19 protein-coding genes are annotated in these 18,703 nt (G+C 71.7%); 1 reads left to right on the top strand and 18 read right to left on the bottom strand.

Features of this window, described 5'->3' with window-relative positions; genetic code table 11:
• Nucleotides 1–5: 5 nt before the first annotated feature.
• Complete coding sequence (locus AC3A3L_RS20845; protein ID WP_487641958.1) at nt 6–683, top strand: EthD domain-containing protein; 678 nt, start codon at nt 6–8, stop codon at nt 681–683.
• Here the strand turns inward: AC3A3L_RS20845 and AC3A3L_RS20840 are convergent.
• From AC3A3L_RS20840 to AC3A3L_RS20755, 18 genes are all read right to left on the bottom strand, one after another.
• Nucleotides 662–1,582, bottom strand: a complete 921-nt coding sequence (locus tag AC3A3L_RS20840; RefSeq protein ID WP_487641957.1) for a 3-hydroxyacyl-CoA dehydrogenase family protein — start codon at nt 1,580–1,582, stop codon at nt 662–664. The two genes, AC3A3L_RS20845 and AC3A3L_RS20840, sit on opposite strands and share 22 nt — an antisense overlap.
• Nucleotides 1,583–1,585: 3 nt before the next feature.
• Nucleotides 1,586–2,773 (bottom strand): thiolase family protein, encoded by a 1,188-nt coding sequence (locus tag AC3A3L_RS20835; protein WP_487641956.1) that lies wholly within the window; start codon nt 2,771–2,773, stop codon nt 1,586–1,588.
• Nucleotides 2,774–2,801: 28 nt separating this feature from the next.
• Nucleotides 2,802–3,614: an amidohydrolase family protein gene (locus AC3A3L_RS20830; RefSeq protein ID WP_487641955.1), complete on the bottom strand. Its 813-nt coding sequence runs from the start codon at nt 3,612–3,614 to the stop codon at nt 2,802–2,804.
• Nucleotides 3,611–4,744 carry an acyl-CoA dehydrogenase family protein gene (locus tag AC3A3L_RS20825; RefSeq protein WP_487641954.1) on the bottom strand — a complete coding sequence of 378 codons (1,134 nt, stop codon included), beginning with the start codon at nt 4,742–4,744 and terminating at the stop codon, nt 3,611–3,613. Before AC3A3L_RS20825 ends, AC3A3L_RS20830 begins: the two co-directional genes overlap by 4 nt.
• 27 nt (nt 4,745–4,771) lie before the next feature.
• Nucleotides 4,772–6,427 carry an AMP-binding protein gene (locus AC3A3L_RS20820; protein WP_487641953.1) on the bottom strand — a complete coding sequence of 552 codons (1,656 nt, stop codon included), beginning with the start codon at nt 6,425–6,427 and terminating at the stop codon, nt 4,772–4,774.
• A complete protein-coding gene (locus AC3A3L_RS20815) occupies nt 6,427–7,230 on the bottom strand; it encodes an enoyl-CoA hydratase/isomerase family protein (protein WP_487641952.1) in 804 nt (267 codons plus the stop codon). Before AC3A3L_RS20815 ends, AC3A3L_RS20820 begins: the two co-directional genes overlap by 1 nt.
• Nucleotides 7,223–8,125: a hypothetical protein gene (locus tag AC3A3L_RS20810; RefSeq protein ID WP_487641951.1), complete on the bottom strand. Its 903-nt coding sequence runs from the start codon at nt 8,123–8,125 to the stop codon at nt 7,223–7,225. The genes AC3A3L_RS20815 and AC3A3L_RS20810 overlap by 8 nt, the downstream gene beginning before the upstream one ends.
• A gap of 67 nt (nt 8,126–8,192) precedes the next feature.
• Nucleotides 8,193–9,359 (bottom strand): thiolase family protein, encoded by a 1,167-nt coding sequence (locus tag AC3A3L_RS20805; RefSeq protein ID WP_487641950.1) that lies wholly within the window; start codon nt 9,357–9,359, stop codon nt 8,193–8,195.
• Nucleotides 9,356–10,891: a class I adenylate-forming enzyme family protein gene (locus AC3A3L_RS20800; protein WP_487641949.1), complete on the bottom strand. Its 1,536-nt coding sequence runs from the start codon at nt 10,889–10,891 to the stop codon at nt 9,356–9,358. Before AC3A3L_RS20800 ends, AC3A3L_RS20805 begins: the two co-directional genes overlap by 4 nt.
• On the bottom strand, nt 10,891–11,289 hold the full coding sequence (locus AC3A3L_RS20795) for a Zn-ribbon domain-containing OB-fold protein (protein ID WP_487641948.1): 399 nt from the start codon (nt 11,287–11,289) through the stop codon (nt 10,891–10,893). The genes AC3A3L_RS20800 and AC3A3L_RS20795 overlap by 1 nt, the downstream gene beginning before the upstream one ends.
• A 14-nt stretch (nt 11,290–11,303) precedes the next feature.
• Nucleotides 11,304–12,080: an enoyl-CoA hydratase-related protein gene (locus tag AC3A3L_RS20790; protein ID WP_487641947.1), complete on the bottom strand. Its 777-nt coding sequence runs from the start codon at nt 12,078–12,080 to the stop codon at nt 11,304–11,306.
• Nucleotides 12,077–12,967, bottom strand: a complete 891-nt coding sequence (locus AC3A3L_RS20785; protein WP_487641946.1) for a hypothetical protein — start codon at nt 12,965–12,967, stop codon at nt 12,077–12,079. The genes AC3A3L_RS20790 and AC3A3L_RS20785 overlap by 4 nt, the downstream gene beginning before the upstream one ends.
• Before the next feature lie 6 nt (nt 12,968–12,973).
• Nucleotides 12,974–14,131: an acyl-CoA dehydrogenase family protein gene (locus AC3A3L_RS20780; protein ID WP_487641945.1), complete on the bottom strand. Its 1,158-nt coding sequence runs from the start codon at nt 14,129–14,131 to the stop codon at nt 12,974–12,976.
• Between the two features lie 104 nt (nt 14,132–14,235).
• Entirely contained in the window at nt 14,236–14,994 is a 759-nt protein-coding gene (locus AC3A3L_RS20775; RefSeq protein ID WP_487641944.1) for an SDR family NAD(P)-dependent oxidoreductase, read from the bottom strand.
• Nucleotides 14,991–16,673, bottom strand: coding sequence for an FAD-dependent oxidoreductase (locus tag AC3A3L_RS20770; RefSeq protein WP_487642025.1), 1,683 nt, complete (start codon nt 16,671–16,673; stop codon nt 14,991–14,993). Before AC3A3L_RS20770 ends, AC3A3L_RS20775 begins: the two co-directional genes overlap by 4 nt.
• 2 nt (nt 16,674–16,675) lie before the next feature.
• A complete protein-coding gene (locus AC3A3L_RS20765; RefSeq protein ID WP_487641943.1) occupies nt 16,676–17,062 on the bottom strand; it encodes a hypothetical protein in 387 nt (128 codons plus the stop codon).
• A gap of 49 nt (nt 17,063–17,111) precedes the next feature.
• Nucleotides 17,112–17,501 carry a Rieske (2Fe-2S) protein gene (locus tag AC3A3L_RS20760; protein ID WP_487641942.1) on the bottom strand — a complete coding sequence of 130 codons (390 nt, stop codon included), beginning with the start codon at nt 17,499–17,501 and terminating at the stop codon, nt 17,112–17,114.
• Nucleotides 17,502–17,511: 10 nt separating this feature from the next.
• Nucleotides 17,512–18,648, bottom strand: coding sequence for an amidohydrolase family protein (locus AC3A3L_RS20755; protein ID WP_487641941.1), 1,137 nt, complete (start codon nt 18,646–18,648; stop codon nt 17,512–17,514).
• Nucleotides 18,649–18,703 lie beyond the last annotated feature (55 nt).

The raw sequence follows: 18,703 nt of genomic DNA, 5'->3' as shown, positions 1-18,703 counted from the left end.
CCGCGATGATCAAGGTCTGCACCGCACTCCCGCGCCGTCCCGACCACACGATCGAGGCCTTCCAGCACCACTGGGGCACGGTCCACCGCGACCACGCGCTCCGCATCGACCGGATCGACCGCTACGTGCAGTCCCACCGCGTGCCGGTGGTGCTGCGCGGCACCACCGAGAGTGCGTACGACGGGTTCCCCGAGGTGTGGTTCGCCGACCTCGACACCGCGCTGGCCCTGGCGCAGGACCCGCAGTACCTCGAGGGCGCACACGTCGACGAGCCACGTTTCGCCGACGCCGACAGGATCGCCCGGACGTGGGTCGCTCCCGAGCTGGTGCGGCCCTGGACGGGCTTCGCCGAGGCCGGGTCACCCGGGAAGGTGCTCCTGCTGCTGGCCGCCGATCCCGCGCACGACGACGACGTGCGCCGCGCCGTCGAGGAGACGTCCGCGCTGCGGATCATGTGCTCCCCCGCCCTCGCCGACGCGCGAGTCGAGGGACGTCATGCGTTCGGTGTCGTCGCCGAGCTCTGGTGGGCCGACGAGGGATCGGCGCTCGACGCCTGGGACGCCGAGCACGCGGCACTGCTCGAGGAGATCGCGCGCGTCGCGGACCTCTCGGCGAGCACGCTCGCCCTGGTGCGCGAGCGACGTGTCCGGTGGCCCGGCCCCTACGACCCCGAGTGGTCGTAGAAGCCGCGTCCGCTCTTCCTGCCGAGACGCCCGGCGGCGACCATGTTCTTCAGCTCGACCGGCGGCCGGAACCGCTCCCCGTGCGCGGCGTGGAGGCCGGTGAGTGCGTCGAGGTAGGTGTCGAGGCCGTTGAAGTCGCCGAGCTCGAGCGGTCCCATCGGATGGTTGAAGGCGAGCTTGACGGCCTTGTCGATGTCCTCAGGCGTGGCCAGACCCTCCTCCAGCATGTGCAGCGCCTCCATCCGGAGGATCGCGGAGAAGCGCGAGGTCAGGAAGCCCGGGCTGTCCTTGCGGCACACCACGGTCTCCTTGCCCAGCGACGCCGCGAACGCCTCTGCGCGGGCGAGGGTCTCGGGCGAGGTCTCCAGGCCGACGACCAGCTCGACGAGCCGCATCAGGACGGCCGGGTTGAAGAAGTGCATGCCCACGACCCGGTGGGCGGCGTCACCGAGCACCGAGGCGATGGCGGTGATCGAGAGCTGGGACGTGTTGGTGCCGAGCACCGCGTCGTCGGGCGCGTGCTTGGCGACCTCTGTCAGCACGTCCTGCTTCACGTCGAGGCGCTCCAGCACGGCCTCGACGACGAGGTCGACGTCGCCGACCGCGTCGGCGATCGAGACCGTCGGGCGGATGCGGGCCAGCACGTCGGCCCGGGCAGCTGCCTCGAGCTTGCCCGACTTCACGAAGCGGTCCAGGCTCGTGCCGATCGCCGCGAGGGCGCCGTCGAGCCGGTCCTGCGACACGTCGACGAGCCGGACGTCGTGACCCCTCATCGCGCTCAGCTGGGCGATGCCGTTGCCCATCACGCCCCCGCCGACGACGGCGACCTTCTGCGTGACGTGCTCGGCGACGTGCTCGGTGACGTGCTCGGCGACGTGCTCGGCGACGTTGTCCACCATGGTTCAGAGCCTCTCGATGATCGTTGCGTTGGCCATGCCCGACCCCTCGCACATCGCCTGCAGGCCGTAGCGGCCCCCGGTCGCCTCGAGGTGATGGAGCAGGGTCGTGAGGAGGCGCGTCCCAGACGCGCCGAGGGGGTGGCCGAGCGCGATCGCCCCGCCGCGGGGGTTGAGCCTGTCGAGCGGCATCCCGAGCTCGCGCTGCCAGGCGAGCGGCACGGACGCGAAGGCCTCGTTGACCTCGGCCGCGTCGATGTCGTCGATGGTCAGGCCGGCCCGCTCGAGCGCCATCCGCGACGCGGCGATCGGTCCCGACAGCATGAGGATCGGGTCGTCGCCGACGACCGTCATCGACACGATCCGGGCGCGGGGACGCAGGCCGAGCTGCTCCGCGGCCCGCTCGCTCGTCACCAGCACGGCCGACGAGCCGTCGGCGAGCTGGGAGGAGTTGCCGGCGGTGACGCCCCACTCGATCTCGGGGAAGCGGGCCTCGTCGGCCTCGTTGCGGAAGACGGTGGGCAGCCCGGCGAGCCGCTGGGCATCGGTGCCCTCACGGATCGTCTCGTCGGTCGCGAAGGTGGCGCCGGTGCCGTCCATCAGGTCGACCGGCACGATCTCGCGGGCGAAGTGCCCATCTGCACGAGCGGCGGCAGCCCGGGCGTGGGACTCGACGGCGTAGGCGTCCATCTCGTCGCGCGTGATGCCCCACCTCGCCGCGACGAGCTCGGCGGCGACGCCCTGGCCCGTCAGCCCGGGTGCGTAGCGCTCCTGCACCGACGGCCCGAACACGTCGGCGCCGGCACGGGCCGATCCCATCGGCACGCGACTCATGCTCTCGACGCCACCGGCGAGCACGACGTCGTGGCAGCCGGCCATGATCGACTGGGCGGCGAAGTGGACCGCCTGCTGGCTCGAGCCGCACCGGCGGTCGATGGTGGTGGCCGGCACGTGCGCGGGGTAGCCGGCACCGAGCCAGGCGATCCGCCCCGGGCAGGCGGCCTGCTCGCCGCCCTGGCTCACGCAGCCGACCATCACGTCCTCCACACGTCCGGGATCGATGCCCGAGCGCTCCACGACGCCCTGGATCGTCTGCCGCAGCAGCTCGACCGCGTGCACACCGGACAGCCCGCCCCCGGGCTTGCCCTTGCCGGTGCCGGTCCGCACGGCGTCGACGATGACGGCGTTGTCCATCCGTTCCTCCTGTGTCCCTGTGGGGCGCTCAGCGGGGCTGCGCGACGACGCGCGCCTCGACCGGGGCCAGCAGCCCGTGCATGTTCAGGCCGAGCACCTGCTCGGTCTCGTCCGTCCCCAGCCCGAGGTCCTGGATGACCTGGATCTCGCGGGCGGGGTCGGCGGTCGGCCAGTCCGAGGCGAAGACCACCTTGTCGGCGCCGTGGCGCCGGATGAAGTCGCGCACCCGGTCGGGGTCCACCTGTCCCAGGCTGGGCGGCCAGGAGGTGTCGACCACGATCCCGGAGCCGCAGATGACCTCGAATGCCTCGTCGAGGTGGTGGTAGCCGCCGAAGTGGCAGGCGATCACGTGGACGTGCGGCACCGCCCTCGCGAGGTCGCGCAGCAGCGCGGGAGTGCTGCCGGCGACCGGCTTCCCGTCGCCTCCGGTCCCGACATGGACCACGGCGACCATGCCCGCGTCCATCGCGTCCATCCGCTCCACGAGCCGTGGGTCGTCGAGGCCGAAGCCCTGGTAGAGCGGGTGCACCTTGATGCCGACGAGGCCGTGCTCACGCAGGTGGCGCACGTTGTCCTCGACGGGCAGGTCGACGTGCACGGCACCCAGGGGTACGACGTCAGCAGCGGCGATCGACGCGCTGAACCGGCATACCTTCTCGACGGCGTCGGCGTCGTTGGCCACGCCGAGCACGACCGAGCGGTCGACGCCCGAGGCGGCCATGCTCGCGCGGAGCCCGGCCAGGGTGCCGTCGCCGACGTGCTCGAACCCGGTGCCGTTGGCCGAGAGCGCGCGGTGGGCGACCTTGTCGGGCCACACGTGGGTGTGCGCGTCGATGATCACGGGAGGTACTCCCCCGGCAGGTCGCGCGCGATGGTGAGGCGGAGGACCTCGTTGGCGCCCTCGTAGATCCGCATCGGCCGCGCCTCGCGGGCGTACCTCTCGATGTCGGAGCCGGCGATGAGCCCGAAGCGGCCCATCACCTGCACGCACCGGTCGGTGACCCGGTCGGCGGCCTCGGTCGCGGCGACCTTGGCCAGCGACGTCATCGAGATCGCCTTCAGCGGGTCCTGACGCGCCGACCAGGCCGCGTAGTAGGTGACCCAGCGGGCCTGCTCGAGGTCGATCTTGGCGTCCGCCAGCAGCGCCGCCACGGCCGGCACGCGAGCCAGCGGCTTGCCCTTGTTCTGCCGCTCCTGCGAGTGCTTGACCGCGAGGGCGAGTGCGCCCTCGGCGAGCCCGACCGCCGCCGCGCCGACCGAGACGCGGAAGATCGCGAGGGTGCCGAGCGCGGCCTCGAGACCCTTGCCGGGCTCGCCGAGCCGGTCGGCGTCGGTGACCCGGACGCCGTCGAAGAAGACCTCACCGATCACGTGGGGCGCGACCAGGTCGGGGGTCTCGCCGAAGGAGACGCCGGGGCTGGTCCTCGGGACGAGCACCAGCGAGAGCGCCTCGTCCTCGCGGACGAGCACGGCGTAGACGTCGGCGTAGGGAGCGTTGGAGATGAACGACTTGGCGCCGTTGATGACGTAGCCGTCACCGTCGCGGGTCATCGTGGTGGTGATGCTGCGCAGGTCGCTGCCGGTCTGGGGCTCGGTGAGCGCGACCGCCGAGAGCGCGTCCATGCTGGCGATCCGCGGCAGCCACTCGGCCTTCTGGGCCTCGGTGCCGACGGTCGTGATCGCGTTGCTGCCGATGCCCTGAAGGGCGAAGAGCGCGTCCGCCGCCGAGCTCGCCGACATCAGCTGCTCCCGGACCAGGGAGATGGCGAGCGGGTCGAGCCGCTCGGTCTCGCCGCCGTAGGCCGACGGCACCATCAGCCGGGCGAGGCCGCTGTCGCGCAGGATGCCGCGCAGCTCGTCGGTGAGCACGTTCTGCTCGTCCCACTCGTGGGCGTGCGGTCGCACCTGGCGGGCCACCTCGGCGGCGCGCTCGCGGATCTTCAGCTCCTCGGGGGAGAACGAGAAGTCCATGTCAGTCCTCCTGGGTCACGGGCGTGGTCATGTGGTCGGCTGGAGCGCGGTGCGGTCGACGGCGCCCTCGCGGCCGGCCTCGCGCAGCGGCGCCTTCTGGAGCTTCCCGGAGGGTGTGACCGGGAGCCGGTCGACCACCTTGAGGAAGCGGGGGACGGCGAAGGCAGGGATGCGCTGGTCGCAGAACGACCACAGGTCCTCGACCTCCAGGGTGGCACCCCCCGAGGCGACGACCACGGCCATCACCTCGTCCTCCGCTCCCATCCCGTCGGCGGGCACCGCGATGACGGCGCACTCGGCGACGGCCGGGTGGGCGAGGATCGCCTGCTCCACCTCGTAGGAGCTGATGTTCTCGCCGCGCCGGCGGATGGCGTCCTTGAGCCGGTCGACGAAGTAGTACCAACCGTCCTCGTCCTTGCGCAGCCCGTCGCCGGTGTGGAACCAGCCGTTGCGCATCGCCTCGAACGACTTCTCGGGCATGTTGTAGTAGCCGCTGCAGATCGTCCACGGGACCTTCGGTCGCACGACCAGCTCCCCCACCTCGCCGACCGGCACCTCCACGTCGGTGAAGGGGTCGACCAGCCTGACCTCGAACCAGTCGGACACCTCGAGGCCGGCCGCACCGGGCGGGCGCGGGACGTCGTACGGCGTCAGGATCGGCATCGACACCTCGGTGAGGCCGAAGTTCTCCACGAGCTCGGCGATGCCGAAGCGCTCCTTGAACTCGTCGGCGATCCGCGACGGGTTGGGCACGGCCCAGACGCAGCGGAGGTCGTTGTCGCCGTCGGCCTCGCCGACCGGCTGCTTCCACAGGAAGTCGGACATCACGCCGACGAGGTTGGTGACGGTCGCGCCGCTGTCGCGGATCCACCCGGTCCACCGGCTCGCGCTGAACTTCTCGTGCAGCACGAAGCGAGACCCCTTGATGAGGGCGGGGTACGCCGCCAGGAACTGCGCGTTGCCGTGGAAGAGCGGTCCCACCGAGAGGTAGACGTCGTCCTCGGTGAGCCGGACGAGCGAGGCGCCCTGGTCGGCGAAGAAGTAGAGCTGGGAGTGCGACATCGCGACTCCCTTGGACAGGCCGGTCGTGCCGGAGGTGAAGAAGATGCCGGCGAGCTCGCGGTAGTCGGCGGTCGGGAGGTCGACCACCTCCTCGGTCGCCCGCAGCGACCCGAACGGCTCGGCGGCGAACCCCGCCTGCTCCAGCGCGGCGATCGCGCCGGTCACCTCGTCGTCGGGCCCGACGAGGTAGAACCGACGGATGGACCCGCACTCGGCGGCGCTCTCGACGAAGCGCTCGGCGAGCTCCGGTGTGATGACCGCGGCCGACGGGCCGGCGGTGCGCACCTGGTGCTCGAGGAAGGACCCGCGGTAGGCGGTGTTGATCGGCACCTCGGCGATGCCGGCGAGCGAGGACCCGAACCACGCGAGGATGTAGTCCGGGCAGTTGGGCATCATGATCAGCAGCCGGTCACCCGGCGCGTGCCCGCGCTGCAGGAGGCCCGACCCGATGCGCTCGGCGGCGGCGAGGGTCTCGGCGTACGTCATCTCGAGGCCCCACGTGGGTGCGTCGAGGTAGACCTTGTCGGGGAGCCGGGCTGCCCGTGAGCGCAGCACCTGCGGCAGGGTCCACTCGGCCTGGTCGGCGTCGGTGGCGGAGTGGTCGCGGTAGGTCTGCACCATCAGATGTCGCTCCTGCTGGTGAAGTCGGGCCGGCGCTTCTCCATGAAGGCCGCGGCGCCTTCGCGCATGTCCTTGGAGCCGATGGCCTGCACGAGCATCCCGAGGCCGCTGGCGTAGGCGTCGCGCGTGGCGTTCCACCACACGTTGGACGAGATCTTCGCGATCTCGAGGTAGCGCGGGCTCATCCGGGCGAGCTCGGCCACCATCGAGTCGACGGCTCCCTCGAGCTCGCCGTCGGCCACGACCTCGTTGAGCCAGCCGAGCTCCAGCGCCTCGCGCGCGGGATAGCGGCGGCAGAGGAAGGCCACCTCCTTGGCGCGCTTCTCGCCGATGTTGATCGCGAGCAGGTTGGTGCCGCCGAGGACGGGGGCGCTGCCCACCTTGACCCCGGTCTGGCCGAGCCAGGCCGACTCGACCGCGATCGCCAGGTCGCACGCGACCACGAGCTCGTTGCCACCGCCGGCGGCGACGCCGTTGACGGCCGCGATGACCGGCTGCGGCGCCGTGCGGATCTGCTCGAACAGCTCCAGGCTGCCGTAGAACATCGAGCGCAGCTCGTGCACGTCGGGGTCGGCCAGGTTGCCCAGGAAGCCGCCCGCGCAGAAGGAGTCCTCGGTCCCGGTGATCACGATCGCGGTGGTGTCGGTGGCCGACGCCTTCTTGATGGCCGCGATCATCGTGGCGCACATGTCGGGGTCGTAGGCGTTCTTCCGGTCGGGCCGGTTGATCCGGATCCAGGTGGCCCCCGCGCGCTCCTCGACGAGGACGTCCTCGTTCGCCTGCGCGCCGGTCGACTCAGCCATGCTCGGGCTCCTCTTCTCGTGACTCCGGTGACGGGTCGTTGCTCCACGCGACCAGCAGCTCGGCTGCCTCGCGGCACGACATCCCTTCGGTGACCCCGGCCGCACGGGCCAGGTCGTTGGCGGCACTGATGACCCCGGTCTCCCAGCTGCTCATCGCGTCGCCCATGCGGGCCGTGCGCGCGTCGACCGCGGCGCCCGGCACCCCCCGGGCGGAGAGCACGGGGAGGGCGGCGACTCCGGAGCGGTCGCGCCCCATCCCGCCGTCGGAGCAGATGAAGGCGTGGGGCATGAACTTCTCGAGGTAGGGCACCGCGCTGCGGCCGGTGTGGCCGGCGGTGACCAGGACGTTGGTGCCGCGGTCCTCGGGGAGGCCGAAGGCGATCGAGTCGGTGCACACCACGGTGCGCCCCGATGGGTGCTCGAGCATCGTGCGGCGGTTGGTCACGTCGGAGGCGGACGCCGGCGCGACCACCGCGCCGCTCAGCATCGCGCGGGCCGCCTCCTCGACGCCCTGCCCCTCGCGCACGCCGAGGTCGCGCGCCGGCTGGTTGGCGAAGGAGATCCGGCCGTGGGTCCAGACGTCGACGCCGTCACCGAGCAGGACGCCCGAGACGTCGACCGTCGCGGCCGGGAGGTCGCGCGCCTCGAGGTACCACAGGCCGGCGATCGACGCGCCCTGCGGGCCGATGCCGCAGTCGAGCCCGATCGAGCCGGCCGGTGCCCGCGCAGCCAGGAACCTGGCCGGCAGCACGCCCGAGTAGGACGCGTTGACCACGACGTCACGGCCCCGGTTGACCTCGTCGACGTCGTAGGCCGAGTCGACGGCCACGACGTGCGCGTCACCGAGGTCGAGCACGATGCGCTGTCCGGCGCTGTTGCGCTCCTCGCCCGTCATGCCACCACCTCTCACCGCGTGCTGTCGAACGTGATGATCGGCACTCTATAGAAAGGGATAATCATAGTCAAGAATTAGCACGCTGGAGGAGGAGCAGGTTGTAGTACTGCGCCCCCGATCCTGCCCCGCCCGCCATGGCCGTGCGCGCACCGACCACCTGACGGTCGCCCGCCTCGCCGCGCAGCTGGCGCACGGCCTCGACGATCCGCAGGGTCGGGGCTCCCCAGCCGATGTGGCTGTGCGACATGAGCCCACCGTCAGTGTTGACCGGCAGGTCGCCTCCGAGCGAGATGTCGGTGTCGTCGAGGAAGTCCGCTCCCTCGCCCTGGCCGCAGAAGCCCAGCACCTCGAGCTGGCGGACGACCTCGAAGGAGTTCACGTCGTACACCGCGAGCACGTCGAGGTCATCGTGGGTGAGCCCGGACGCCTCGTAGGCGCGGCGGGCGGCGTCGGCGCCGATCATCCCCACCTCCTCGTACCGCGCAGGCTGGACGTACTGCTGGCGGTGCCACTCGCACCCGCCGCCCACGATGCGCACGACGGGGCGGTCGAGGTCGCGGGCCCGGTTCTCGGAGGTGATCACCATCGCGGCCGCGCCCTCGTTGGCCAGGCACAGGTCGAGCCTGCCGAAGGGCTCGGCGACCCGCGGCGCGGCCATCACGTCGTCGATCGTGTAGGGGCCGCGACCGTGCATCACCGCCTCGGGGTTGGCATGGCCGTGGTTGCGGATCGCCACCGCGACGCGCGCGATCCGCTCCCACTCCACGCCGTAGGTGTGGAGGTAGCGCTGGGCCACGAGTGCGAACTGGGCCGAGGTGAAGGCGCCCCAGGTCGCGACGAACTCGTTGTCGGGTCGGGTGTACGACGCCACCGAGCCGCCGCCGAGCTCGCCGGCCTGGCCGCCGAGCACCAGCACGTTCGTGCACAGTCCCGCGCCGATCGCCGCGGCGGCCTCGAGCGCCGCCGGGATGCCCTGGGGGTAGGTGTCGGAGATCCAGCGCAGGGGTCGGCCGAGCATGCTGCCCCAGTCGAGGGACCCGGGGTGGAAGACCGTGCCTCCCGGGCCCGGCCAGCGACCCGCGATGCCGTCGATCTCGTCAAGCGTCATGCCGGCGTCGGCGAGCGCCGCCTGCGCGGCCGCCAGGCACGCCTCGAGCGTGGTGGTGCCGTCGAGCCGTCGCGCCTGCCGGGTCACGCCGACGCCGGCGACCGCGACCCGGGGGAAGCTGCTCACGACCCGACCCGGGCGACGATGGCCTTCTTGTCGAACTTGCCGACGAGGTTCTTCGGGAGCTCGGGGAGCACCTCGAACCGGCTGGGCACCTTGATCGAGGCCAGGCCCTGCGCGGTGCACCAGCGTGCGAGCTCGGCCGCGTCGGCCACCTGTCCGTCGCGGAGGACGACGGCGGCGCAGAGGGACTCGCCCCACTCGGGGTCGGGGAGCCCGACGACCGCCACCTCGAGCACGGCCGGGTGGTTGAACAGGACCTCCTCGACCTCCTTGGGCGCGATGTTGTGGCCGCCCCGGATGACGAGGTCCTTGATCCGGTCGACGATGTAGAGGTAGCCCCGCTCGTCAAGCCGGCCGACATCGCCGGAGTGCATCCAGCCGTCGACGAGCGCCTCGCCGGTGCGCTCCTCGTCGCGGTAGTAGCAGCTCATCACGTGGGGGCCGCCGAAGATCACCTCACCGCGCTCCCCCACACCGACGTCGACGCCCGTGGTCGGGTCGACGACCCGCACCACGACGCCCATCGACGCGCGACCCGCCGAGGCGAACAGGTCCGACTCGCCCGCCAGCGCCCGGGCGTGGTCGTCGCGGCGCAGCAGGGTGCCGATCGAGGCGATCTCGGCCATGCCGTAGAGCTGGATGAACTTCGGTCCGAAGCGGTCGACGAGCTGACGGACGCGCTCGGCGGGGATCGAGGAGGAGCCGTAGGCCAGCACGACGAGGGAGTCGAGCTGGCTGTCGTCCTCGACCTGCTCCAGCAGCCGGTACAGCATCGTCGGCACGAGGAACGAGTGCGTGACCGCGTCGCGCTGCACGCGGGCGGCGAACCGACGCGGGTCGAAGCCACGGCTGTCCTCCATCCCGAGGGCGGCACCCCGGAGCAGGCAGGGGGCGAAGGTGATGTTGACGCTCGAGTTGTGGGGCAGCTGCACGAGGTAGCGGCTGTCCGGGTCGATGTCGTACTCCAGCGCGGTGACCGTCGCGTGCTGGAGCATCGCGGCGAAGCTGAACAGGATGCCCTTCGGCACACCGGTCGTCCCGCTGCTGTAGACGATGCACGCGTCGTCCTCGGACCCGGCCTGGAAGCGGGACGGGTGGTCCCCGGCGGGCGCGGCTGCGCAGCGGGCGTCGTACCCCTCGGGGCCGTCGGTGTCCGCGCCGAGGTAGGCGATGTCGCGCTCCGCGCACTCCGGTGCGAGAAGGTCCTCGAACTCCGCGCACCCGATCATCAGGACGGGGAGGGCGTTGCCCAGGACCTGCCCGAGCTCACGTCGGTCGAGGCGGAAGTTGAGGCCGACGTAGACCGCACCGACCTTGGCGCACGCGACCATCACCTCCACGACCGTCCGGCCGTTGGGGACGTAGAGCGCGACCCGGTCGCCGACCCGGACGCCGAGCTCGTCGGTGAGGACGTGGGCCAGGCGGTTGGTCCGCTCGTGGAGCTCGCGGTAGGAGAGGTCGCCGTCCTCGCCGAACCAGGCGATCGCGTCGGGCCGCTGGACCGCGTGACGCGCGACGGCGTGACCGAGGTTCATCAGGGGGCCTCCTCGTCGGGGGCGAACATCGGGAGCGTCACGTCGCCGAAGGACTGCCACGCGACCCGCACCCGCTGGCCGATGCGGACGTCGTCGGGATCCACGCCCACCAGGTTGGTCATCAGCTCGAGGCCCTCGTCGAGGTCCACGACGGCGAGCACGTACGGCGGGTCGAAGCCGGGCTGCGGGGCGCGGTGCACGACCGTGAAGCTGTAGACCGTGCCGCGCCCGGCGCTCTCCACCCACGACCAGCTCGCCGACCGGCACGCCTGGCAGACGAGGTGGGGCGGGAAGAACGCCTGTCGGCAGTCGTCGCAGCGCGGGTGCAGGAGCAGGCCACGCGCCGCGGCGTCCCAGAACGGCTGGGTCAGTGCGGAGGGCTCGGGGAGGGGACGCACCGGCGCCACCCCGCTCAGCGGTGCGTCCACTGCGGGGTCCGCTTGGCGAGGAACGCGTCGATCCCCTCGGCGGCGTCGGCGGACCCGAAGGCGGTGGAGAACAGCGTCCGCTCGGCCTCGACGCCGGCCGTCAGCGGAGCCTCGAAGGCGGTGCGCACGGCCTGCTTGGCGAGCTTCTGCGCGACCGCCGATCGCGACGCGATCGTGGCAGCGACCTCCTCGGCGAGCTCGAGCCAGCCGTCCTCGGGCGCGACCCGCGACACGACGCCCATGGCCAGCGCCTCGTCGGCGTCGAGCACCCGGCCGGTGAGGACGATGTCCATCGCCACGGCCTTGCCGACGGCGCGCGGCAGCATCTGCGTGCCACCGGCGCCCGGCAGCAGCCCGAGCATCGTCTCCGGCAGGCCCAGCTTGAGGGTGGGCGAGGCGACCACGACGTCGCACATCATCGCGAGCTCCGCGCCACCGCCGAGGCAGAAACCGGAGACGGCCGCGACCGTCGGCGTGCGCAGCTCGCGCAGCACGGTCCAGTCCCTGGTCCGGCTGCCGTCGAAGGCGTCCATCGCGGTCCGCCTGCCCAGCGACCGGAGGTCGGCACCGGAGGCGAAGACCTTGTCCGACCCGGCGATGACGATCGCGCGGACGTCGGGGTCGATGTCCGCGGCCGCCGCGAAGTCCGCGAGGCTCGCGAGCAGGTCGTCGGTCAGCGCGTTGCGCGCGGAGGGGTGGTCGATCCGCAGGACGACGTAGCCGTCGCGCGGCTCGACGTGGAGGGTGCCCTGCTCGCTCACGAGGGTCGCTCCGCGAGCAGCAGGGACGCTGCCTCCCTCACGGGCATGCCCTCCCGGACGCCGAGCGCGGCCGCGAGGTCGTTGCACACGCTGATGCGACCGACGGCGTAGCCGCGGAAGGCGTCGCCGATGGGCGCGGTGCGGCCGTCGATGCAGGCGCCCGGCAGGCCGTGCTCCTGCGCGGTCCTCAGACCTGTCGTGCCGGAGTCGTTCTTGGACCGGCCACCGTCGTGGCAGATGAAGCCCCACGGGTCGGCCTCGACCAGGAACTTCGCGCCCGAGCGGCCGGTGTGCCCGGCGGTGACGAGCACGCTGCGACCCTCGTCCTCGGGGTAGGCCCACACGATGGAGTCGGTGACCACGACCCGTCGCCCGGACTCGTGCTCCTCCACGACCTCGCGGCGGATCTTGTTGCCGACCTCGGTGTCGACCGGGTCGACGTCGCGGAGCAGCCGTGCCGCCTGCGCCACGGGCATGCCGACCTCGACGCCGACGCGCTCGGCGGGGTAGTTGACGTAGGAGATCTCGCCGGCCTCGAAGAGGTCGGGCCCGTTGCCGAGCTCGGCGCTCATCCCTGCAGCGGTCGCTGCCGGGATGCCGAGCGCCTCGAGGTACCACAGCCCGGCGATGCCGGCGGCGTCCGCGCCGACGCACGCGTCGTGCCCGATGACGCCTCGTGGGCGGTGGACCGCCATCATCCGCGCCGGCAGCACGCCGACGTACGACGCCGCGACGACGACGTCGCGGTCGGTGTTGGTCTCGTTGACCCACCGGGCGGAGTCGAGCACGACGATTCGTCGGCCGTCCTGCTCCTCCACCACGTCCTGGTGCGACTCGCGCTCCCGCTGCAGCAGGGTGCGCTCGTGGTCGTGGTCGACCTGCGGCATCGCGGCCTACTTCTCGCCGTTGGAACGCAGGCCGAGCTCGATCTCTCCGATCAGGGCACGGTGGACGTCGTTGCTGCCCTCGACGATCTGGAGGATCTTCGAGTCGCGGTAGAAGCGGCCGACGCGGTACTCCGGGGACACACCCGCCGCTCCGAAGACCTGCATCGCGTCGGTGGCGCTGCGCTGGGCGATGTCGCTGGCGTACATCTTCGCCATGCTCGTGAGCTGACGGGCCCGACGCCCCTCGTCCATCGCCTGCGCGGTCTCGCGCACCAGCAGGCGGGCGGTCTCGACGCCGACGACCATGTCGGTGATCTTGGACTGCACGATCTGGAACTCGGCGATGTTGCGACCGAAGACCTCGCGGTCGCGGGCGTAGGCCACCGTGTCGTCGAGGCAGGCCTGGGCGACGCCCACCGAGCGGGCCGCGACGCCGAGGCGCCCGCGCTCGACCGCCGTCATCGCCGCCGGGAAGCCGTCGCCCTCCTCGCCGAGCAGGGCCTCCGGTCCGACGCGCACGTTGTCCAGGGAGATCTCTCCCGTGGTGATCGGGCGGAAGCCGAGCTTGTCCTTGTAGGGGTGGAACGTCATGCCGGGGGTGTCACGCGGGATGATGAACGCCGAGACCCCGCGGTGCCGCAGCGACCGGTCCATGGTGGCGAAGGTGACGATGAAGTCGGCCACGTCGAGGTTGGAGATCCAGGCCTTGGCGCCGTTGATCACGAACGAGTCGCCGTCGCGGCGGTAGGTGGTGGTCATCCCGGCCACGTCGCTCCCCGAGCGGGGCTCGGTGACGCCCGCGCCGCCGAACATGCGGCCCTCGGCGAGCGGCTGGAGCCACTGCTTCTTCTGCTCGGTGGTGCCGAACGCCTCGATCGCTGCCCCGACGAGGCCGGAGGGCATGGAGACGAACGTGCCGAGGATGTGACAGGTCTTCGAGACCTCCTCGATGAGCTCGGCGAAGGTGACGAAGTCGAGACCGAGGCCCCCCATCTCGGGCGGCAGCACGCCACCGAAGAAGCCGAGGTCCGCCATCGAGTCGAGGATGTCGCGCGGGATCTGCTCCTCGAGGTCGTACTGCGCGACACGCGGCGCGACCTCACGCTCCATGAACTCAGCAGCCATGGACAGAAAGGCGCGACGCTCTTCAGGGGTGGCGCTCATGACCCCTCCCGGATCCGTGTCGTTCATAATGATGATTATGATTACTGTCGTTGCGTCCTGTCAACTCGCCTGCCGCACGCCGGCACCAGCTGGCAGGGGTACGGCTACGGCTGGCCGCCGTCGACCGCGATGACGGCGCCGGTGGTGTAGCTCGACGCGTCGGAGGCGAGGTAGAGCGCCGTCCCGACGATCTCCTCGGGCTCGCCGCCCCGGCCGAGCGCGAAGGTCCTGGCCCGCTTCGCGAACACCTCGGCGTCCCAGGCCTTGCTGATGTCGGTGAGGAAGGTGCCGGCCATGATCGCGTTGACCCGGACCGTCGGGCCGTAGGCGTGGGCCAGGCCCGTGGTCAGCGCGTTCAGCCCGGCCTTGGCCGCCGCGTAGGGAAGGATGTGCGGTCGCGGCCGCACGGCGCCCATGCTCGAGATGTTGATGATCGAGCCGCCCGAGCGGGCGGCCATCCGCTCGCCCACGAGCACGGACAGCCGGAACGGACCCTTGAGGTTGACGTCGACGACCTTGTCGAAGAGGGCCTCGGTGATGCTCGTCGCGCTGTCGTAGACGGGCGACATGCCGGCGTTGTTGACGAGCACGTCGATCGGCCCGAGCTCGTCCTCGACGCGGTCGACGAAGGGCTCGAGCGCGTCCCAGTCGCCGACGTGCAGCCCGAGCCCGAGCGTCCGCCGACCGGACTCCGCCGCCACCTCGCGGGCCACCTCCTCGCACTGGCCCGCGTCGCGGCTGGCCACCACGACGTCGGCGCCGGCGCGGGCGAACGCCCCCACCATCGCGCGACCCAGTCCCCGGCTCCCGCCGGTCACCACCACGGTGCGACCGGTCAGGTCGAACAACGACGTCTCCGTCATGCGTCTCCACTCCTCGTGCCGGCGTGAACCCGCCGACCAGTCTTCTGCACGATGTCCTGCACGGCGAGGTAGCCGTAGGCCATGGCCCGGCTCAGCGAGTACCCGGAGTTGTAGCCCACCCCCGCCGCGGCGCGCGCGGACGCCTCGCCGACGACGTACAGTCCCGGGACCTCCCGGCCGTCGGCGTCGAGCAGCCGTCCGACCTCGCCGGTGACCACACCGGACGCCGCGATGCCGGTCGACAGCAGCCGCAGGCGCATGCCGTGGAACGGACCCTCGGAGATCGGACCGACGCACGGGTTGGGCTGCTGGTTGCCGTCGCCGCGGAAGCGGCGGACCGACAGGTTCGAGCCGCGGTCGAACAGCGGGTCCTCGCCGTCGCCGGCGGTCCGGTTGTAGGTCGCGACCGTCGCAGCGAGTGCCGCGCCGTCGACGCCCAGGGCCGCGCCGAGCTCCTCCAGCGTGTCCGCGGAGGTCACCAGGCCGTCGGGGTAGTCCTGCCCGGGCATGGCCGGCCCGAGCCCGTACTTCCGGTGGTGCTGCTCGTCCCAGACCATGAAGATCGGGAAGCGGGTCTCGGCGTCCCCGTCCCCCAGGACGGCCTTGACGATCGCGGAGTGGAAGGAGTCGTCGGCGAAGCGATGGCCCGTGCCGTCGACGATCACGGTGTGGGGCAGGCAGTGCTCGTAGCAGGCGCGGTAACCGCTGTCGCCCTCGAAGGCGGGCGTGGCCAGGCGGTAGCCGGGCAGCACCGGAGCCGCCCACGGCGGCAGCTTGGCGATGCCGCCGCCCAGGCCGGCCACGAGCGCGCGAGCGTCACCGCGCAACGAAGGCGGTACGACGGTGCCGCCGTCCGCGGGCGTGATGCCGGTGAACTCCTCCATGAGCGGGGCGTTCCAGTCGTGCGCGCCGGTCGCGACCACGACAGCACGGGCGTGCAGCTCGGTCCCGCCGTCGGGGGTGTCGCAGGCGACCCGGAACCCTTCACCGTCGCGGACGATCCCGGTCACCCGGTGGCCGGTGCGGACGGGGACACCGCGGTCGAGCACCGCCTTGTAGAAGGGGGCAGCGATGCCGGTGCCGAACGTGAGCACCTTCGCCGCTCGGCGCTCGGCGACGAGGTCGAGGTCCCACGCGGTCTTGCTGGACATGCCGCCCCACGACAGCATCTCGCCGTAGGTCACGCCGACCGGGAAGTGCGGCGAGAACAGCAGCTCGTCGAAGCGCTCGCCGAGCTGGTTGCCGTCGTACGGCGACGAGGTGAGGTAGCGGCCGGTCGGGACCGAGCCGTCCGCGTGCGGGTAGTAGTAGTCGGGGTAGTCGGGCACGAGGTCCCAGGTGATGACCCCGGAGCGTTCGAAGTACTCGGCCGCCTCTGCCGCGGCGCTCATCCACTCGCGCGAGCGCTCCTCGTCCAGGCTCGCGACGTCCTTGCGCGCCGCCCAGCGGACGTAGTCGAGGGTGTCCTCGAGGGAGTCGGGGATGCCGCGCTCGCGGGCGACGTGGTTGCCGCCGACCCAGACCTGCCCGCCGGAGTAGGCCGCTGCCCCGCCGACCTTCTCGCCCGCCTCCAGCAGGACGGCGTCCAGGCCCCGGTCCGCGGCGACGACGGCCGCGGAGAGGCCGCCCATGCCTGCGCCGATGATGGCGACGTCGACCGACGTCACCGGCTGGTCCATGCTCACGGAGCTCCTCCGTCTCGTCGTACGTCGCGTGGTGTGCGCCGGCGCCCCGCCCACGGGACGTCGCCGGCCGGTGGCGGGTCGCCCTCGGGATCACCGAGGCCGTCGCGGCTGATGCCGATCCGCACGAAGCTCAGCTCGATGCCGAGCTCGTGCGCCGCCCGGCGTGCCGGTTCCGCACCGAGGTCCCGGGCGGCGGCAGCCCCGCGCGGCACGTCCACGCGGTAGACCGAACGCTCCCCCACGCCCCCGACGCGCACCGTGAAGACGTCGTCCGCCTCGAAGAGCAGCTCGGCCAGCTCGACCGACTGCTCGCGGTCGGCGACCTCGAACTCGGCGACGACGGTGGCGACGTCCCACCCCTCGGGCCCGGGGTCGTCGCCCACGGCGGGCGGGCGTGATCCTCCGCCGAGGGTGGGACGCCCGGCCACCAGCTCAGATGTAGGCGACAACGTCGTCGCCCTCGACGACGACCTCGTAGGAACGCACCCGCATCCGGTCGGGGTCGGTGACGGAGCGACCGTCCTTCAGCCGGAACTTGTAGCCGTGCCACGGGCACAGCACCACCCGGTGCTCGACGTCGTCGCCGCTGTACTCGTAGGTGTGCGGCTCCGACGGGAGCATGTAGCCCTGCACCCGACCGAAGCAGAGCGGGGCTCCGTGGTGGGGACAGATGTTGCGGATCAGGTGCAGGCGGCCCTGGTCGTTGATGAGCGCGTAGGACCGTCCGGCCGCGGTGACCTCCGTGTTGGACCCCGGAGGGACGTCGGCCGCGGCAGCGAGGACGTGGCGGGTGCCGCGTCGCTGGGCAGGCTGGGTCGTCATCCGGGCTCCCTCACAGACGGTCGCCGTAGACGGCGACCGGGTTGTCGACGCAGATCTTCTGGAGCAGCGCGCGGTCGATGCCCGCGAGCGCGAGCTTGGGGTCGTCGAAGTCCCAGTGCGGGTAGTCGCTGCTGAACAGCAGCGTCTCCTCCGCGTAGACCATCTCCAGCAGGGTGGCGAGGTGCTCTCGCCGGTGGGGCTCGATCATCGGCTGGGTCGTGAAGCGGACGTTGCGACGGATGTACTCGCTGGGCGCCTTCTTCAACCACGGCACCTCGTCGCCGAGGCCCTTGCGGTCACGGTCGAGCTTCCACATGATCTCCGCGGCCCAGGCGAACCCGCCCTCGCAGATGATGTACATCAGCTCGGGGAACTTCTCGAAGACGCCGTGGCAGACCAGGCTCAGCAGGTTGGACTGGTGGATCTGTGCGAGCGCCGTGTGCCACTCGATGTAGTAGGTGGGCGTTCCCGCCATCCGCGGGGCCTGCGCGAAGACGTTCTCCGTGCCGCTGGGGTGCACCATGATCGGCAGGCTGTACTTCTGGGCCGCCTCGAAGATCGGGTAGTAGTGCCGGTCGCCGTGGAGGATCGTGTGCAGCGGCAGGAAGATCGAGGTGATGCCCGGGCGGCCCTGGACGCGCTCGATCTCCTTCACCGCGAGCGACGGGTCCTGCGGCGCGACCGCGAGGGCACCGCGGTAGCGGGGGTCGACGGCGAGCCACTGCTCGCACATCCAGTCGTTGTAGGCCGAGGCCACGGTGGCCGCCACGTCCGGGTCGGGGAAGGCGCCGATGCCGAAGAGCTGCCCGGCGATCAGGATCCCCTTGTCGATGCCGTGGCCGTCGAAGAGCTGCTTGGCGGAGAAGATCGGGTCCGTCGCGGGCGCCTCGCCGTTGTGGACCGCGTCGTCGCGGTAGGCGCCGGCGGAGTTGATGTAGAGGTAGTCCAGCGGGAGCACGTACGACGCTGCCGCGAAGCGGCTCGCCCACGAGGCCTCTCCCCCGATGCCGAGCTTCCGCTGCCACGCCTCGGTCATGTAGGGCCTGAGGTCGCGCAGGCCGTCCTTGAAGTTGGGGTGGACGTCGCTGTCCACGATTCCCGTGATCCCGCGGGGACCCGTCGGGCGCTCGGTCTCGGTAGCGGTCATGCTCCTGCCCTCCAGAACGTCACTTCGTAGTAATGATGATGATGATTACGTGAGA

It is taken from the genome of Nocardioides sp. Soil_C_8 (genome assembly GCF_057656315.1).
Note: the sequence above shows the minus strand (reverse complement) of the source record. Positions and strands in the feature narration are given on the sequence as shown.

Coding starts and splice junctions, on each gene's coding strand:
- AC3A3L_RS20845 (WP_487641958.1), top strand. CDS start 6: ATGATCAAGGTCTGCACCGCACTCCCGCGCCGTCCCGACCACACGATC.
- AC3A3L_RS20840 (WP_487641957.1), bottom strand. CDS start 1,582: ATGGTGGACAACGTCGCCGAGCACGTCGCCGAGCACGTCACCGAGCAC.
- AC3A3L_RS20835 (WP_487641956.1), bottom strand. CDS start 2,773: ATGGACAACGCCGTCATCGTCGACGCCGTGCGGACCGGCACCGGCAAG.
- AC3A3L_RS20825 (WP_487641954.1), bottom strand. CDS start 4,744: ATGGACTTCTCGTTCTCCCCCGAGGAGCTGAAGATCCGCGAGCGCGCC.
- AC3A3L_RS20820 (WP_487641953.1), bottom strand. CDS start 6,427: ATGGTGCAGACCTACCGCGACCACTCCGCCACCGACGCCGACCAGGCC.
- AC3A3L_RS20815 (WP_487641952.1), bottom strand. CDS start 7,230: ATGGCTGAGTCGACCGGCGCGCAGGCGAACGAGGACGTCCTCGTCGAG.
- AC3A3L_RS20810 (WP_487641951.1), bottom strand. CDS start 8,125: ATGACGGGCGAGGAGCGCAACAGCGCCGGACAGCGCATCGTGCTCGAC.
- AC3A3L_RS20800 (WP_487641949.1), bottom strand. CDS start 10,891: ATGAACCTCGGTCACGCCGTCGCGCGTCACGCGGTCCAGCGGCCCGAC.
- AC3A3L_RS20785 (WP_487641946.1), bottom strand. CDS start 12,967: ATGCCGCAGGTCGACCACGACCACGAGCGCACCCTGCTGCAGCGGGAG.
- AC3A3L_RS20780 (WP_487641945.1), bottom strand. CDS start 14,131: ATGAGCGCCACCCCTGAAGAGCGTCGCGCCTTTCTGTCCATGGCTGCT.
- AC3A3L_RS20775 (WP_487641944.1), bottom strand. CDS start 14,994: ATGACGGAGACGTCGTTGTTCGACCTGACCGGTCGCACCGTGGTGGTG.
- AC3A3L_RS20770 (WP_487642025.1), bottom strand. CDS start 16,673: ATGGACCAGCCGGTGACGTCGGTCGACGTCGCCATCATCGGCGCAGGC.
- AC3A3L_RS20760 (WP_487641942.1), bottom strand. CDS start 17,501: ATGACGACCCAGCCTGCCCAGCGACGCGGCACCCGCCACGTCCTCGCT.
- AC3A3L_RS20755 (WP_487641941.1), bottom strand. CDS start 18,648: ATGACCGCTACCGAGACCGAGCGCCCGACGGGTCCCCGCGGGATCACG.